Consider the following 16,595-nt stretch of genomic DNA (forward strand, 5'->3'; position numbering starts at 1 on the left):
CAATAAAGTGCGAGGCGCAACAGACCGCCTGCCGGCCGCCCGTTCCCCGAGGACTTCCATGAAGATTGCCAGGATCGAGAGTTTCACCGACCGTTTCGTCTGCTTCGTGCGGGTGACGACGGACAGCGGCGCCAGCGGCTGGGGCCAGGTCGCCCCCTACAATGCCGACATCACCGCGCAGGTGCTGCACCGGCAGGTCGCCCCGCATGCGCTGGGAGCGGATGCGCTCGACATTGCCGGCCTTGTCGACATCATCCCCGAGCGCGAGCACAAGTTTCCCGGCTCCTATGTCTCGCGCGCCATCGGCGGGCTCGACACCGCGCTGTGGGACCTGCGCGGCAAGCTGGAGGGCAAGCCGGTCTGCGCGCTGATCGGCGGCACGCCGGGCCGCATCCGCACCTATGCCTCGTCGATGAAGCGCGACATCACCCCCGCCGACGAGGCCGAGCGGTTCCTGCGGCTGCGCGACCGTTTCGGCTTCGATGCCTTCAAGTTCCGCGTCGGCGCCGAGTGCGGCCGCGACATCGACGAATGGCCGGGCCGCACCGAGGAGATCGTGCCGACGATCCGCAAGGCGCTCGGCGACGGGGCGACGCTGCTGGTCGATGCCAATTCCGGCTTCTCGCCGGCGCGTGCCATCGAGGTCGGCCACATGCTTCAGGACAATGGCGTCGTCCACTACGAGGAGCCCTGCCCCTATTGGAACTACGAGCAGACCCGCCAGGTGCGCGAGGCGCTGGATCTCGATGTCACGGGCGGCGAACAGGACTGCTCGCTGGTCGACTGGCGGCGGATGATCGAGGGCCATGTGGTCGACGTCATCCAGCCGGACATCTGCTATCTCGGCGGGCTGCTGCGCACGCTGAAAGTGGCGGAGATCGCCGCCGTGAACGGCATCCCCTGCACGCCGCATGCGGCGAACCTTTCGCTCGTTACGCTGTTCACCATGCATATGCTGCGGGCGATCCCCAATGCCGGCCCCTATCTGGAATTCTCCATCGAGGGCGAGGACTATTATCCCTGGCAGGAGGGGCTGTTCGTCGCCTCGCCCTATACGATCACCGAGGGCCATGCGGAAGTGACCGACGCGCCCGGCTGGGGCGCGGACATCTCTCCCGAATGGCTGGCGAAAAGCAGCTATCAGGACAGCCGGCTGGAGACATGACGATGACCACAAGCGACCTTCTCGGCGAGGTGAAGCGTACCGGCACCCTGCCCGGCCTGCCGGACGGGCTCTATCTCGACGGCAGCTTTCAGGCCGCGCGCGCAGGCCGGCGGATGGAGAGCTTCGATCCGGGCACCGGCGAGGCCTTCGCCGAGTTCGCAAGGGGCGATGCGGCGGATGTCGAGGCGGCGGTGGCAAGCGCCGCCCACGCCTTCAAGAGCGTGTGGCGCGACACCGCCCCGGCCGCGCGCGGCCGCATCCTGGCGCGCGCCGCGCAGATGATCCTCGCCGAGGGCGAACGGCTCGCCATCGCCGAATGCCTCGACAGCGGCAAGCGGCTCAGCGAGGCCGAGGGCGATGTGCGCGGGGCCGCACGCGCCTTCGAATATTACGCCGGCGCCTGCGACAAGCTGGAGGGGCGCAGCTTCCCGCTCGGGCCCGACTATCTCGGCTATTCGCTGGCCGAGCCGGTCGGCGTCGCCGCCCATATCATCCCCTGGAACTATCCGCTGTCGACGGCCGCGCGCGGGTTCGCCCCCGCCCTTGCCGCCGGTTGCACGGTGGTCGCCAAGCCGGCGGAGCAGACGCCCTTCACCGCGCTGATGCTGGCCGATATCCTGACCCGCGCCGGCCTGCCCGCCGGCGTCTGCAACGTCGTCACCGGCACCGGCGCGGAGGCCGGGGCACCGCTGGTCGCCCACCCGCTGGTCGATCACATCACCTTCACCGGCTCGGTCGCGACCGGAAAGAACGTGATGAAATCGGCCGCCGATCACGTCACCCGGGTGGTGCTTGAACTCGGCGGCAAGTCGCCGGTGATCGTGCTGGACGACTGCGACCGCGAGCAGGCGCTGGACGGGGTGATGGGCGCGATCTTCGAGAATGCCGGGCAGATCTGTTCGGCCGGCTCGCGCCTCGTGATCCAGCGCGGCATCGCCGACGGCTTCCTTGCGGAACTCGTCGCGCGCACGCGCCGGCTGACGCTGGGCCACGGCTTACGCAACCCGGACATGGGGCCGGTCAACTCGGCCGAGCACCTTGCCAAGATCGCCGGTTTCCTCGACCGGGCACGGGCGCGCGGAGCCGAGATCCTGACCGGCGGCGGCACCGCCACCGATCCGCAGACCGGCAAGGGCTGGTTCTTCGAGCCGACCATCGTCGCGGACCGCCCCGCCGCCGACGAACTGGTGCAGGAGGAGATCTTCGGCCCGGTGCTGACCGTGCAACTGGCGGACGATGCCGACCACGCGCTGGAGCTCGCCAACGGCACGCCCTTCGGCCTCGTCGCCGGCATCTACACCCGCGACCACGGCACGGCGCATCGCCTGGCCCGCCGGCTCGACGCGGGCCAGGTCTATATCAACGAGTATTTCGCCGGCGGCATCGAGGTGCCGTTCGGCGGCACCAAGCTCTCCGGCTTCGGCCGCGAGAAGGGGCTGGAGGGCCTCCTCGGCTATTGCCGGACCAAGAGCGTCGCCGCGAGGCTGTGAGCCTTGCAGCTCAGACGCCGAGGAACGGGTAGGGTCCGTCGAAGCGGCCGACCGGGATCCAGTGGCTGAGCAGAACGCCGCCGCGCAGCTCGTGCAGCATCATCGCGCCCGGCTCCACCGTCAGGCTGTTGCCGGCATCGGCGCGCTGGTCCAGCGTCACCGCATGCGAAGTGCCGGGGCAGACCTGGCAGATGCGCCCGTCGACAAGACCGGCGATGGACCGGTGCAGGTGACCGCAGACGATGCGCACCTCACCGCGATAGCCGGCGATCGCGGCCCGCAACTCGCGCGCATTGTGCAGGTTGTTGGCGTCCATCGCGGCGATGCCCGAGGCGATCGGCGGATGGTGCAGGCCGAGCAGTACCGGCTTGTCGCCGAGGCTGGCGAGACGCGCCGACAGGCGGGCGAGGCTCTCCGCCGCCAGCGCCCCATGCGGCCGCCCCTCGACCAGCGTGTCGAGGCAGATCACCGCGAGATCGTCGAACTCGGCCTCCCAGTCGATGGGCCCGCCCGCCGGCATCCAGCCGCTGGCGGCAAGGCTCTCGCGCATCGGCTCGCGGGCATCGTGATTGCCCGGCACCGCGCGCCAGGGCAGGTGCAGCGGCGCCATGATCTCCTGGAAGCGGCGGTACTCCTCACCCGTGCCGTGCTCGGTCACGTCGCCGGTGACGATGACCATGTCGACCGGGCCGATGGCCGGCAGCCAGCGGTTGATGGTGGCGACCGTCTCGGCGAGCGCTGCGGCGGTGTCGACCTTCTCATAGGCGAGCTGGCCTTCCGGAACGATATGGATGTCTGAAATCTGGATGATCTTGGTCATGCGAAAAACAAGGCCCTGAGCTGGGAGTTACGAGCGGTCCTGGGGCAGGACGAGAAGGTCGCCGGCATCGATGCGCAGGCGCACGCTGTCGCCCGGACGCGGCGCCTGCCGGCCCGGATGGGTGGCGAACAGCGTCTCGCCCGTGACGCCGGCAAGGCCGATGCGGTAGTGGCCGCCGGAAAAGGCGACGGTCTCGACCGTGCCCGACAGCGGGCCCGCCTCGTCGAGATGCACGTCCTCGGCGCGCACGAAGACCTCGGCGTCGGAGGTGCCGGCCGCAAGCGGCAGGCGGCCGCCGGGCAGGATCAGGTGGCCGTCGGCGATGGTACCGGGGAGCGGCATCGCATTGCCGATGAAGCGGGCGACGAAGGACGAGACCGGCTCGCGGTAGAGCTCCTCCGGCCGGCCGACCTGCTGCATCACCCCCTGCGACATGACGGCGATGCGGTCGGCGATCGCCAGCGCCTCGGCCTGGTCATGGGTGACGAAGACGGCGGTGATGCGGAACTGCCGCAGCATGGCGGCAAGCTCGTCGCGCAGGCTGTCGCGCAGCGCCGCGTCCAGCGCCGACAGCGGCTCGTCGAGCAGCAGGATGCGCGGGCGCGGCGCCATGGCGCGGGCGAGCGCCACGCGCTGACGCTGGCCGCCGGACAGCGCGGTGACCGCCCGCTCGGCATAGTCGCCGAGCCGGCACAGGGCCAGCACCTCGTCGACGCGCTGCTCGCGCTCGGCCCTCGGCACCTTCCGCACCTTGAGGCCGTAGCCGATATTGGCCCGGACCGACATGTTGGGGAACAGGGCGTAGGACTGGAACACCATGCCGACATTGCGGCGCTCGACGGCAAGACGGGTCACGTCCTCGTCGTCGAAGCGCACTTGCGTGCCGGCGTCCGGCGTCTCCAGCCCGGCGATGATGCGCAGCAGCGTGGTCTTGCCGCAGCCCGAGGGGCCGAGCAGCGACAGGATCTCGCCCTCGCCGACGGTGAGGTCGGTCGGCAGCAGGGCGCGGGTGCCGTCGGGATAGGTCTTGCTGGCGTTGCGGATGGTCAGCGTCATCGGGAAATCCTCTGTGCCCTGTCGGTGGCCCACTGCATCGCCATCAGCAGCGGCACGATCATCACGAAGAAGACCAGCGTGTAGGCCGAGGCGATCTCCAGGCGCATCGAGGCGTAGCTGTCGGCAAGGCCCACGGGCAGCGTCTTCAGATAGGGGGTGTGCAGCATCCAGGTCAGGTTGAACTCGCCGATCGACAGCGTGACCACGGTCAGCGCGCCGGCGAGAATGCCCGGCATGGCATTGGGCACGACGATGGTGCGGAAGCGCGTCACCGTCGAAGCGCCCAGCGTCGCGGCGCTCTCCTCCAGCGATTTCAGGTCCATCGCCATCAGCACGGCCAGCACCGAGCGCACCATGAAGGGCAGCGTGTAGAGCACGTGGCCGACCAGGATGAAGGTCCAGGAGGTGCGGAAGCCGGTCATCGAGCCGTAGAGCTGCAAAAGCGCCAGCGCCAGGGCAAGGCCCGGCACCGCCAGCGGCAGCGAGATGAACTCCTCGAGGATGCGCGACAGGCGGCCGGGGTTCTTGGCCAGCGCATAGGCCGCCGGCACGCCGATCACCAGCGTCACGCCAAGGCAGGCGACCGCAAGGCCCATCGACAGCAGGATACTGTCGGCATAGAGCCGCCAGACCTCGCCGACCCAGCGCAGGGTGAAGCCCGAGGACAGGCCGCGGAAATAGTTGACGGTGAGACCGGCAAGGATCGACTGGATCGCCGGAACGATGAGGAAGGCCGCCGTCAGCAGGGTGACGGCAAGCTGCAGGAGGCGGGGAAGGGTCAGGCGCATCGCATCAGCCCCCCGCCGCGACGGTGGCACCGGCGAAACTGCGCGCCAGCAGCAACAGCACCCAGGTGGCAAGGCCGAGCAGCACGGACAGGGCCGCCGCCATGGCGATGTTCGCCGACAGGGTGAACTCGGTGTAGATCACCATCGGCAGCACGTCGATATCGGTCGCCAGCGTGAAGGCGGTGCCGAAGGCGCCCATGGCGGTGGCGAAGGCGATCGCCCCGGCGGCGACCAGCGAGGGCGCAAGACCCGGCAGGATCACGTCGAAGACGACACGGTAGGGCGAGGCGCCGAGCGTGCGCGCGGCTTCCTCCAGCGCCGGATCGAGCTTCTCCGTCGCCGCCATCACCGTCAGCAGCACGCGCGGGATCGAGAAGTAGAGATAGCCGAGGAACAGGCCGAGCAGCGAATAGGCGAAGACCACATGGCCCGGCAGCAGCGTGTTGAACAGGCCCTGGCGTCCGCCCAGCAGGATGATCAGGAAGCCGACCACCACACCGGGAAAGGCGAGCGGCAGCGTCAGCACCGACAGCAGCGCGCCGCGGCCGGGGAAGCGGTTGCGGGCGAGGAACAGCCCCGCCGTCGTCGAGATGGCGAGCGCCACGACGCTCACCGCCAGCGAGACGAGCACCGTCTGCAGCAGGGTCTGGAGATAGCGCGGCGTCTGCAGGATCTGCAGATAGATGCCCCAGCCCTCGGTCCCCTCGCTCGAGGCCATTACCAGCCGCACCAGGGGCAGGGCGAGAAAGGCGAGCGAGAAGACGGCGAGCGGCAGCAGGCACAGGCCGATGAAGGTCCGGTTGGCCATGGCGATCCTTCGTCATGTTCGTCGGGGGTGGTCCCGCGGGGCGTGGGCATTGTGGCGAAGGCGGGCGCGCGGCGAGGCGCGCCCGCCCCCGGAGGACGGCGGCGTTACTTGACTTCGTTCAGGTAACGCTCGCCGAACATGGCCTGCGCCTTTTCCATCTCGGCATAGTCGACCGCGACGGCCCGCTCGTAATCGGAGGCGGGCAGGAACTTCGCCGCGACCTCGGCCGGCAGCTCGACCGGACGGGCCGGCTGCAGATAGGCGTTGGTCCAGATCGCCTGACCTTCGTCGGAGAGGACGAAGTCGAGCACCTTCTTGCCCGTCTCCTCATGCGGCGCGCCGGCGACCAGGCCCATCACGTAAGGAACGCGGACCGAGCCCTCGCAGGGCAGGACGAACTCGAAATTGCCGTCCTCCTCGTATTTGCCGCGATAGGCGTTGAAGTCGTAGTCGAACAGGATCGGGATCTCGCCGGAGACGACGCGGGCGAAGGAGGTCTGCTTGGGGACCATCGGCGCGTTCTGCGCCAGCTCCTTGAAGAACTCGATCGCCGGATCGAAATTCGTCAGGTCGCCGCCGAAGGCAAGGTTCACGGCCACCGCGCCGGCATAGCCGACAAAGGCCGAGGACGGGTCGAGATAGCCGACCATACCGCGATATTCCGGCTTCTTCAGGTCGGCGAAGCACTGCGGCACCGGCGCGCCGGCCAGCGCGTCGACATTGACGAAAAGGCCGAGCGTGCCGTAGTGGACCGCGAACCAGCGCCCTTCCGGATCCTTCAGCCCGTCGGGGATCTCGTCGAAGCCGGCCGGCTTGTACGGCGTGACGACGCCCTCGTTGCCGGCCTTGATGCCGGTGGTGACGCCGAAATAGGCGACGTCGGCGACCGGGCTCGCCCGCTCCGCCAGCAACTGGCTGAGGGCCTGGCCCGAGTTCTTGTTGTCATGCGGCATCTTGACGCCGAGCTTCTCGTCGATCGCCTTCAGCATCGAGGCCCAGTCGGCCCATTGCGGCGGACAATTGTAGCAGACGGCGTCCTCGGCCTTTGCCGGCAAAATGGCGGCCATTGTCATTGCGGTTGCAACAAGCATATGTTTCACGGTGGTGACTCCTGCGGTTACGTAGCTCGGGTTACTGTCTCGGCGGCGGAGAAGTTGCCGCTTCTCCGCCGTCCATACTCTCCGGCGCCGGCGGCCCCAGACTGCCGCCCCGCCGGAAACTGAAAGTCCTGGCCGGATCCGGCCCCGCCGGCGGCGTCTCGCCGGCAAGCCGCGCCAGGACGGTTCGTGCCGCCCCCTCGCCCATCGCCCGCGGATCGGTCACCACGGTGGCAAGGTTAGGCTCCACCATCAGGCCGGTCGCGATGCCGTCGAAGCCGACGATCGACAGATCCTGCGGGATGCGCCTGCCAAGACCGCGGGCCGCCTGCATGGCCGCGAGCGCCAGATAGTCGTTCGAGGCGAAAATGCCGGTGATGTCGCGGTTGGCGGACAAGAGCGCGCGCAGCAGCTCCAGGAGCTGGCCCTCCTGCTCGGCGATCTCCAAGAGCACCGGCTGCGCCATGCCGAGCGCCGCGCAGGCCTCGGCGAAGCCCTCGAAGCGCTCGCGCGAGCGGTCCGAGCGGCCGAACTCCAGCGCCAGGAAACCGGTATGCCGGTGCCCGAGGGCGGCGAACTCGCCGGCGACCCTCGCCGCCGCCGCCCGGTTGTCGACCGACCAGGCGGGAAAGCCCCGGCAGGCCCGGTTGTAGACCAGCGCGCAGGGCACGCCCCGCGCCCGCACCTGCTCCAGCCCCTCGCTGTCCTCGACATTGCTGACCGTGACGATCAGCCCGTCGACCTGCTTGGCGAGCAGGGTGCGAATCGCCCGGCTCTCCAGCTCGGGATCGTAGTCGGAACAGGCGAGGATGAGCTGATAGCCGGCGCGGTTGGCCTCCGCCTGCGCCGCCTGCACCACATCGGCGAACACCGGATTGGCGAGCGAGGGCACGACGCAGCCGAGGGTGCGGGTGGTGCTGCTCTGCAGCGAGCGCCCGAGATCGCTGAATTCGAAGCCGAGTTCGGCGGCGGCGGCAAGCACCTTCCGGCGCGTCTTCTCGCTGGCCGGCCCCCGACCATTGAGGACGCGGCTGGCCGTCGCGACGCCGCAAGCGGCGCGCTCTGCCACATCCTTGATCGTCGGTGGTCGAATTTTCACCAGTCCCTCCCAAGCCGGCTACGGACAGTAGAATACCGCCGAAATCCGAAAATGGAAACGTTTCCATTTTCATTTACACCGGGTCGATGTCAGTTTGATGAAGGCAGCCCCTGCCCAAGGGAGAGGCAGAGCGGCACGCGGCAAGCGCCCGCGCGGCGATGGCGCCTGCCCGATCAAGGCCTTGGCGGATTTCCGGAGGGCGGATGCCGGAGCCCGCCTAGGATCAGGACCCTGGCCTGCGGCGCCAAAAAAATGGCGCCGTCCGGGGACGGCGCCATCATCCGGGTCTGTCGTCAGTGTCGTCCGGCGAAAGACGCCGAGCCTCAGCGGGTCAGAACCACCCCCTGGCCCGGCACCACGCGCAAGGCAACCTCGGTGCCGGCGGCGCGCCGATCGCCGCCGCGCCGGTGCACCTCGTCGACCAGCAGCGACCGCCCGCCCACCTCGACGAAGTAGCGGATCGTGTCGCCGAGGAACTCGCTGCCGGCAATCGTGCCGGCAAGCTCGCCGCCGCCGTCATCGGCGAATTCCAGTCCGCGCGGCCGCAGCACGAAGCTCGCCTCGCCCTCACCATGCGATCCCTGCAAGGGGATCGCCGAGCGCTCGTCGAGCACGAAGCGGCAGGCGCCGTCCCGCACGATCACCCGGCCGTCGAGGATGTTGGCGGTGCCGAGGAACCGGGCGACGAAGCTGTTGGCCGGCTGGTCATAGACATGGTCCGGCTCGCCGACCTGCTGCACCACGCCGTCCGACAGAACCGCGATCCGGTCGCAGATCGTGTTGGCTTCCTCCTGGTCGTGGGTGACGAAGATCGTGGTGATGCCGAGCCGCCGCTGCAGCGCCAGCAGGTCCTGGCGCATCTGGACGCGCAGGTTGGCGTCGAGATTGGACAGCGGCTCGTCGAGCAGCAGCACCTTCGGCTCGATCACCACGGTGCGGGCCAGCGCCACGCGCTGCTGCTGGCCGCCCGAAAGCTGGGACGGGTAGCGGTCGGCATAGGCGTCGAGCCCGACCAGTTCCAGCGCCTCGCGCACCCGGCGGCGGATCTCCTCCGCCGGGCGCCGCCGCTCCTCCAGCCCATAGGCAACGTTCTGGCGAACGGTCATGTGCGGCCACAGCGCATAGCTCTGGAACACCATGCCGACATCGCGCTTCCACGGCTGCAAGCCGATGACGTTGCGCTCGCCGAGCAGGATCTCGCCGCTGGGCCGTGGCCCGAAGCCGGCGATCGCCCGCAGCAGCGTCGACTTGCCGGAGCCGGAGGGGCCGAGGAAGGCGAAGAACTCGCCGGCGCCGATATCGAGGTCGATGCCCTTCAGCACCTTGGTGGTGCCGAAGGACAGGGTCAGGTTGCGGATGCGGATCGGCGTCGCCTCGCCCATCGCAAGGGGCTGACCGCTGGTTTCAATCGCTTGAAGCATGGCTGTGCTCCCTGTCAATGCGAGCCGGCGGACGCGGATTGCTCCCGTCGCGCCTTCTCAACGAGGTGTTGGGCGAAGTAGGTGGCAAGGCCGACGATCACGACCGTGATCACGCCGAGGGCCGCACCGGGACCGCGTCCCGCCGCCGACTGCATGAACAGGTAGAGGCCGTAGGCGAGCGGCGCGTCGCTTTCCCGCGCCACCAGCATGATCGTCGCCGACAGTTCGACGGCGGCGGTGGCGAAGCTGGTGACGAAGCCGGCGACGAGACCGGCCGCCATCAGCGGCAGCACGATCCTGCGCACCGTGCGCACCTTCGGGGCGCCGAGGTTTTCCGAGGCCTCCTCCAGCGACGGGCTCACCTGTTGCAGCGCCGCCGAACAGGAGCGCAGCGCGTATGGCAGCCGCCGTGTCGCCAGCGCGATGACGATGATGCCCCACCAGGTGGCGAGCGGCGCGCCGGTGAACGGCATGTCGACGCTGTAGAACAGGCGCAGATAGCCGATGCCGAGCACGACGCCGGGCACCGCCAGCGCCGCCATGGCGATATAGTCCAGCCACTTGCGCCCGATCAGCGTCGTGCGCGCGGCGAGATAGGCAATGGCGGTGCCGAGCAGCACGTCGATCAGCGCGGCGATGCCGGCATAGATCAGGGTGTTCTTGATGAAGGGCCAGGCCTTGTTGACCGCCACCACGTAATGCTCGGTGGTGAAGCCGTCCGGCAGCACCGAGAACGACCACACCGTGCCGAGCGACAGCAGCAGCAGGCCGATATGCGGCGCCAGCACGATGGCCAGCAGCGCCAGCACCACGAGATAGCAGCCCGCCGTCTCCAGCGCCCCGAGATCCCGCTTGGACAGGCCGCCACCGCCCTTCTGCGTGGTGGAATAGTCCTTGCCGCGCATCGCGCTGATCGACACCCACATGGCGAAGATCGAACAGACGATGAGGATCACCGAGATCACGTAGCCCATCGGATCGGAGATGCCGACCGAGGAGATGCGCAGATAAGCCTGCGGCGCCAGCATGGTGTTGACGTTGAGCAGCAGGGGCGTGCCGAGATCGTCGAACACCTTGACGAAGACCAGCGAGGCGCCGGCGATATAGCCGGGCATGGCCAGCGGCAGGACGATGCGGCGGAACAGCCGCATGCCGTGCGAGCCGAGCATCTGCGCGGATTCCTCCATCGACCGGTCGATGTTGCGCAGGCTCGCCGACAGATTGATCAGGATGAAGGGAAAGTAGTGGATCGACTGGACGAGGATCACCCCGTTCAGCCCCTCCATGAAGGGGATGGTGATGCCGAACCAGTCGCGCAGCAGCAGGTTGACGCTGCCATTGGCGCCGAACAGCAACTGCATCGCCACCGCGCCGATGAAGGGCGGCATGATCAGCGGCACGAAGCCGAGCGTCTGGATCAGCACCGCGCCGCGGAAGTTGAAGCGCGAGGTGATATAGGCGAGCGGCAGCGCGAAGACGGTGGCGAGCACCACCGACATCGCCGCCACGTAGAAGGAATTGTAGAAGGCTTCCCGGAACAGGGCGCTGCGGAAGAAGTCCATGAAATTGGCGAGCGTCAGCTCGCCGCTGCCCGGATCGGTGAAGGCGACATAGATCACCATCGCCACCGGCAGGATCAGGAAGGCGACAAGGAAGAGCAGGATACCGAGCGCCGCCGTCAGCGGCCCCCAGGATATGCGCTGCCCGAAACTTGCACGCGGAAGGGCGGTCGACAGCGCGGCCATGCGCGGTCCTCCTCATCAACGAGCGGATTTTGGGAACAAGTGACGTGAGGGCGGGCGCCCCGGAGCCCGGGCCGCCCGCCGACGCCGTCCGGCGTCACTTCATGGATTTCGCCTTGCCGGCAAGCTCCACCGCCTTCGCGTAATTCGCGACGATGCGGGAGTCCCATTCCTGCTCGACCTCGGCCTGGCGGCCGGTCGCCTTGTCGTCGGCGGTCTGGCGCTTGGTCGTGAAGATCGCGGCGAAGGCCGAATCGTTCGCCGTCTCCAGGTCGACCGGGGTCCAGGCGACCAGGGCGCGGGCCTCTTTGATCAGGTCCTTCGCCTCCTGCGACCCACCCTCGCCGACGGCCGCCTCGGCCTCGTGGATGGCCTTCACCGCCGCGGTCAGCTCCTTGTGGCGATAGGTGATCATGCTGTCGAACAGCGCGTTGACCGCGTTGTAATGCGCCTTCGACGCTTCACTGTCGAAGCTGACGCTGGCCTTGATCGTGTCGCCGACGAACGGGTTCGGGAAGCCCTCGGGGGCGTGCGCATAGGCTTCCGGATTGACCGGCAGGCGCATGATCTTCGGGTCGAGCAGCAGTTCCTGGCCCTTGGTCGACAGCAGGAAGTCGACGAACTTCCTGGCGTTCTCCTCATTCGGCGCCTTGGTGACGATGCCGACATTGGCCGGCACCAAAGCGGTCACGTCCGGATAGACGAAGTCGACCGGAAAGCCCGAGGAGCGCGAGGAGAAGCCGAAGAAGTCGATGACGACGCCGAAGCCGAAGGAGCCGGTGTTGACGCCGTCCGGCACGCCGAACGAGCGCTCGGTGATGGTGTAGGAGTTGCCGCTGATCCACTTGATCTGCTCCCAGCCCTTCTCCCAGCCCTCGCCCTGCAGGATCGTCTCGATCGTCAGATGCGTGGTGCCGGAGCGCGAGGGCGAGGAAATGCCGACATGGCCGAAATACTCGGCCTTGGTCAGGTCCGACCACTGCCGGGCCGGCTCCAGGCCATAGGACTGGGCATAGCGGGTGTTCCACATGATGCCGTAGCCCGACAGCGCGAAGCCGGTGTAGAAGCCGTCCGGATCGTTGATCGGATAGGCGCCGATCTTCTCCGGCAGTCCCTCGACCGCCGGGCTGTACTTCTCCAGCAGACCGTCGGCCTTCAGCACCTCGAAGGCATCCGGCGCCGAGGCCCAGAAGATGTCGGACGAGTTGTTCGACGTGGTTTCCTTGAGGAACTTGACGCCCGCGCTGGTGGCCTTGTTGACGACCTCGACGGTGACGCCCGGATGGGCCTGCTCGAAGGCGGTCTTGTAGACGTCGGTGACATCGGCCGGATAGGACGTGACGATGGTCAGCTTGTCGCTGGCGATCGCGAGCGTGGTCAGGGACACGGACGCGAACAGAGCGGCCGCCCCCGCGGCAGCTTTCAGGGCAAAAGAGCTCACTTGTATTCCTCCCAATGGTTCCGGCCTTGGCAGCCGGTGCCCTCTCCCCTGTCAAATGCCGTGCCAGATCGGAAAATCCGGCCGAGAAAATCATTCAATGAGTGATTTCAAAGGAATGCGGGATCGTCGCGCGAACGGCGACAGACGTGCCTGTGGCGGAACCGACTCACCCCGTCACGTCAAGGTGAGTCGAAATCGACTCACTCCGCGGCGCCTCGCTCGGGCAGCGCGATGCCGTGCCTCTCCATCCTGAGATAGAGCTTCTTGCGCGGGATGCCGAGCCGGCGCGCCGCCGCCGAGAGATTGCCGGACGCGGCCTCGATCGCCTCGCGGATCGCCGCTTCCTCGAACCTGTCGAGCCGCTCCGGCAGGCTCGCCCCCGCTCCCGCCTCTCCGTCCGCGCCCCCTTCCGCCGGCCGCGAGCCGAGGCCGAGCGCCAGCCGCTCCGCCCGGTTGCGCAGTTCGCGCACATTGCCGCGCCAGCGCTCGCCGATCAGTCCGGCCATCACCGCCGGCGCGATCGCCGGGCAGTCGCGCCGGCGCGCCGCAGCGGCCTCGCCGACGAAATGGCGGAACAGGATGGGGATGTCCTCCGCCCGCCGGCGCAGCGGCGGAATCCGGATCTCCGCCATGTTGAGCCGGTAGAACAGATCCTCGCGGAAGGAACCCGCATCCGCCGCCTCGCGCAGGTCGACCTTGGTCGCCGCCACCACCTTGACGTCGATCGGCACCGGCTCGTTGCTGCCGACCCTCTCGATCGCGCGCTCCTGCAGCGCCCGCAGCAATTGCGTCTGCAGGTGCAGCGGCATGCTCTCGATCTCGTCGAGAAACAGCGTGCCGCCGGAGGCATGCTCGAAGCGGCCGATGCGCCGCTTCACCGCGCCGGTGAAGGCGCCGGCCTCGTGGCCGAACAGCTCGCTGGCGATCAGGGTCTCGGGGAGCGCGCCGCAATTGATCGCGACGAAGGGGCCTTGCCCGCGCGGGCTGAAGCGGTGCAGGCAGCGCGCCACCAGCTCCTTGCCGGTGCCGGTCTCGCCATGGATCAGCGTGTCGACATCGGCCGCCGCCACCGCCAGCACCTCGTCGCGCAGCAAGGCCATCGCCCGCGAAATGCCGATCAGGATGCCGGAGATCTCGTGGCCCGCCGCCCGCTCGCCGCGCAGGCGCCGGTTGTCCAGCTCCAGCGCCCGCAGCCGCAGGGCATTGGCGGTCAGCGCGATGAGGTAGTCGGGGTCGGCCGGTTTTTCCAGAAAGTCGAAGGCGCCGGCGCGCATCGCCTCGACGGCGCGCGGCACGTCGCCATGGCCGGTCACCAGGATGACGGGGATCGCCGGATCGATGCCATGCACCCGCGCCATCAGCTCCAGCCCGTCCATCTCCGGCATCCGCAGATCGGAGATCACGACGCCGGCAAACCGGGCGTCGAGGCCGCAGAGCGCCGCCAGCGGCTCGCCATGCGCGCGCACCTGGTGGCCTTCCAGCACCAGGGTCTCGCGCATCGCCTCCAGCACGGCCGGATCGTCATCGACCAGAACGACCGTCCCGCCCTTCGTCCTAACCTCCGCCATGCGCTGCGCCTCGTACCTCCCGCCCCTCGTCCACCCGTTCCTCATCCACCCGGTGCAACTCGAGGATCGCCCGCGTGCCGCCGCCCTCGGCCGGAGCAAAGCGCAGGCTGCCGTCGAAATCGCGGACGATGTTGTAGGAGATCGACAGGCCGAGACCAAGCCCCCGGCCCGGCTCCTTGGTGGTGAAGAACGGATCGAACACCTTGCCGAGCACATCGTCCGGAATGCCGCAGCCATTGTCGGCGACCTCGATCACCACCCTCTCTCCGGCCGCGCGTACGCTGACCGCGACGCGCGGCGCCTTGCGCTCCTCGACCGCATCGACGGCATTGCCGATCAGGTTGATCAGCACCTGTTCCAGCCGGTTGGCGTCGGCGCGCACGGGTGCCCCGTCGCCCTCCCGCGGCAGATCGAGAGCGATGCGCGCGGCCTGCGGCTGCACACGGAACAGTTCCGCCGCGCGCAGGACGATCGGCACCGGATCGCAGCTTGCCGCCTCGCGGGTGTGGCGCCGAGCCAGCGTCTTCAGGTGGTTCGAGGTGTCGGCCAGCCGCAGCACCAGGCCGGACACCTGCTCCAGCTTCTCGCGCACCTTGCCGGTGTTGGACTGGTCGAGATAGCGCCGGGCGTTGTGCAGATAGGAGCGCATGGCGGCGAGCGGCTGGTTGAACTCATGGGCGATACCCGCCGACAACTGGCCGAGCGCGGCCATCTTGCCCGCCTGCACCAGCTCTTCCTGGGTCTGCAGCAGCTTGCCCTCCACCTGCCGGCGCTCGTCGATTTCGCGGGTCAGCCGCTCGTTGATCTCCCCGAGCTCCAGCCGCCGCCGCCGGGCGAGCTGGCTGCGCCCCTGCAAGGTGCGCAGCGCGTCGGCGAGCTGGCCCATCTCGTCCTGGCCGGTGACCTTGACCGGCGCGTCGAGTTCGCCGTCGGCGATGGCGCGCATGGATTTCAGCAGGCTGGACAGGCGCGGAATGAACTGCCGGCCGACCGTCAGCCAGCCGACCACCAGCGCCACCACCGCCAGCAACCCGCCGAGGGCGAGCAGCAGCACCGTGCCGCGCCCCAGCGCGTCGCGTGCCGCCGCCGCCACTTCCACCGAGCGGCGCCCCGCCGAGGCGACCGCGCCGCTGACCAGCCGCGACAGCCGGTCGAGCTTGTCGCCCGCCTCCTCGACGATCACCGCGCTCTCTCCGGCCAGCGCCGTCTCGCTGAACTTCAGCTCGAACAAGGCGCCGCGCGGCGCGCCGAGCCGGGCGATGTCGGACAGCGCCTGGCGCAGGGTCACGGTGCTCGCCGCCTGCGCCAGCAGACTCACCATGTCGCCGGTGCCGGCGACCGCCTCGCCGACATCCTGGCGCAGCAGCTCAATCACGTCGCGGTCCTGCGCCTGCGCAACGCGCAGCAGCTTGCCGATCAACAGGTTGACATGGGCATTGGCGCTCCACAGCGTCTCGGCGAAGCGCAGCTCCCGCTGCAGCAGCCCGGTCTGCGGCGCCGCACCGGCCATTGCCGGCCCCGCCGCCTCCAGTGCCTCCAGCGCCACGCGGATGTTGAAATCAGTGTCGACGATCAGCGGCTCGATCTCGCGCAAGGCCTCGTCATGCAGCCGGTTGAGCCGCACCACCAGCGCATCCACCTGCTGACGGATCGCAAGGTGGCGGGCGACATTGCCGTCGATGCGGGCGATGTCGGCGGCCAGCGCCTGCGGCAGGTCGGCACTGTCGCCGAAGCTCTCCGGCAGGTCGTCGCGCAGCGTCCGGCCGATGCGCTCCAGCAGTCCGGCGAGACTTGCGACCGCCCCCTCCAGCCGCTCCCGGCTGGCCTGCCGGGCCTCGTTGGACCGGGCGAAGACGAGGCGCGGCATGTCGGCGCGAATGCCGGTCGCCACCTCGGTGAAGCGGGAAATGTCCGCCTGCCGCCCGGTCTCGATGGCGACGAGGTCGCTCACCGTCTCGCCATAGCTGGAAAACACATAGACCGACAGGCCCGCCGTGCCGAGGCCGACCGTCGCGATGACCGCCAGCGCCGCGATCAGCCGGACGCCGATGAAGGAATGAAGCCGTTTCGACGCCCGGGGCGCATCGTCCTGCATGACCG

The 16,595-nt window shown here is 68.7% G+C and carries 13 protein-coding genes; 2 read left to right on the forward strand and 11 right to left on the reverse strand.

Features of this window, described 5'->3' with window-relative positions; genetic code table 11:
• Positions 1-58: 58 nt before the first annotated feature.
• Together TSB10P1A_RS12030 and TSB10P1A_RS12035 are read left to right on the forward strand one after the other, a co-directional pair.
• Positions 59-1,165 (forward strand): mandelate racemase/muconate lactonizing enzyme family protein, encoded by a 1,107-nt coding sequence (locus TSB10P1A_RS12030; protein ID WP_186388167.1) that lies wholly within the window; start codon positions 59-61, stop codon positions 1,163-1,165.
• Between the two features lie 2 nt (positions 1,166-1,167).
• Positions 1,168-2,655, forward strand: coding sequence for an aldehyde dehydrogenase family protein (locus TSB10P1A_RS12035; protein ID WP_186388168.1), 1,488 nt, complete (start codon positions 1,168-1,170; stop codon positions 2,653-2,655).
• 10 nt (positions 2,656-2,665) lie between these two features.
• Here the strand turns inward: TSB10P1A_RS12035 and TSB10P1A_RS12040 are convergent, their stop codons facing one another.
• The 11 genes from TSB10P1A_RS12040 to TSB10P1A_RS12090 all read right to left on the reverse strand — a co-directional run bounded on the left by TSB10P1A_RS12040 (position 2,666) and on the right by TSB10P1A_RS12090 (position 16,590).
• Positions 2,666-3,475, reverse strand: a complete 810-nt coding sequence (locus TSB10P1A_RS12040) for a phosphodiesterase (RefSeq protein WP_186388169.1) — start codon at positions 3,473-3,475, stop codon at positions 2,666-2,668.
• Positions 3,476-3,502: 27 nt separating this feature from the next.
• On the reverse strand, positions 3,503-4,531 hold the full coding sequence (locus TSB10P1A_RS12045) for an ABC transporter ATP-binding protein (RefSeq protein WP_186388170.1): 1,029 nt from the start codon (positions 4,529-4,531) through the stop codon (positions 3,503-3,505).
• Positions 4,528-5,319: an ABC transporter permease gene (locus tag TSB10P1A_RS12050; RefSeq protein ID WP_186388171.1), complete on the reverse strand. Its 792-nt coding sequence runs from the start codon at positions 5,317-5,319 to the stop codon at positions 4,528-4,530. The genes TSB10P1A_RS12045 and TSB10P1A_RS12050 overlap by 4 nt, the downstream gene beginning before the upstream one ends.
• Positions 5,320-5,323: 4 nt before the next feature.
• Positions 5,324-6,127 (reverse strand): ABC transporter permease, encoded by an 804-nt coding sequence (locus TSB10P1A_RS12055; protein WP_186388172.1) that lies wholly within the window; start codon positions 6,125-6,127, stop codon positions 5,324-5,326.
• 104 nt (positions 6,128-6,231) lie between these two features.
• On the reverse strand, positions 6,232-7,194 hold the full coding sequence (locus TSB10P1A_RS12060) for an ABC transporter substrate-binding protein (RefSeq protein ID WP_186388173.1): 963 nt from the start codon (positions 7,192-7,194) through the stop codon (positions 6,232-6,234).
• A 64-nt stretch (positions 7,195-7,258) separates the two neighbouring features.
• Positions 7,259-8,323 carry a LacI family DNA-binding transcriptional regulator gene (locus TSB10P1A_RS12065; protein ID WP_186388174.1) on the reverse strand — a complete coding sequence of 355 codons (1,065 nt, stop codon included), beginning with the start codon at positions 8,321-8,323 and terminating at the stop codon, positions 7,259-7,261.
• A 323-nt stretch (positions 8,324-8,646) separates the two neighbouring features.
• A complete protein-coding gene (locus tag TSB10P1A_RS12070) occupies positions 8,647-9,744 on the reverse strand; it encodes an ABC transporter ATP-binding protein (protein ID WP_208987086.1) in 1,098 nt (365 codons plus the stop codon).
• Positions 9,745-9,758: 14 nt separating this feature from the next.
• Positions 9,759-11,489 (reverse strand): iron ABC transporter permease, encoded by a 1,731-nt coding sequence (locus tag TSB10P1A_RS12075; RefSeq protein WP_186388175.1) that lies wholly within the window; start codon positions 11,487-11,489, stop codon positions 9,759-9,761.
• Positions 11,490-11,583: 94 nt separating this feature from the next.
• Entirely contained in the window at positions 11,584-12,927 is a 1,344-nt protein-coding gene (locus TSB10P1A_RS12080) for an ABC transporter substrate-binding protein (RefSeq protein ID WP_186388176.1), read from the reverse strand.
• Between the two features lie 200 nt (positions 12,928-13,127).
• On the reverse strand, positions 13,128-14,495 hold the full coding sequence (locus TSB10P1A_RS12085; RefSeq protein ID WP_186388177.1) for a sigma-54 dependent transcriptional regulator: 1,368 nt from the start codon (positions 14,493-14,495) through the stop codon (positions 13,128-13,130).
• Positions 14,482-16,590 carry an ATP-binding protein gene (locus tag TSB10P1A_RS12090; RefSeq protein WP_186388178.1) on the reverse strand — a complete coding sequence of 703 codons (2,109 nt, stop codon included), beginning with the start codon at positions 16,588-16,590 and terminating at the stop codon, positions 14,482-14,484. The genes TSB10P1A_RS12085 and TSB10P1A_RS12090 overlap by 14 nt, the downstream gene beginning before the upstream one ends.
• Positions 16,591-16,595: the final 5 nt, after the last annotated feature.

Origin of the sequence: Stappia sp. TSB10P1A (assembly GCF_900185725.1) — a bacterium.
Lineage (GTDB): Bacteria > Pseudomonadota > Alphaproteobacteria > Rhizobiales > Stappiaceae > Stappia.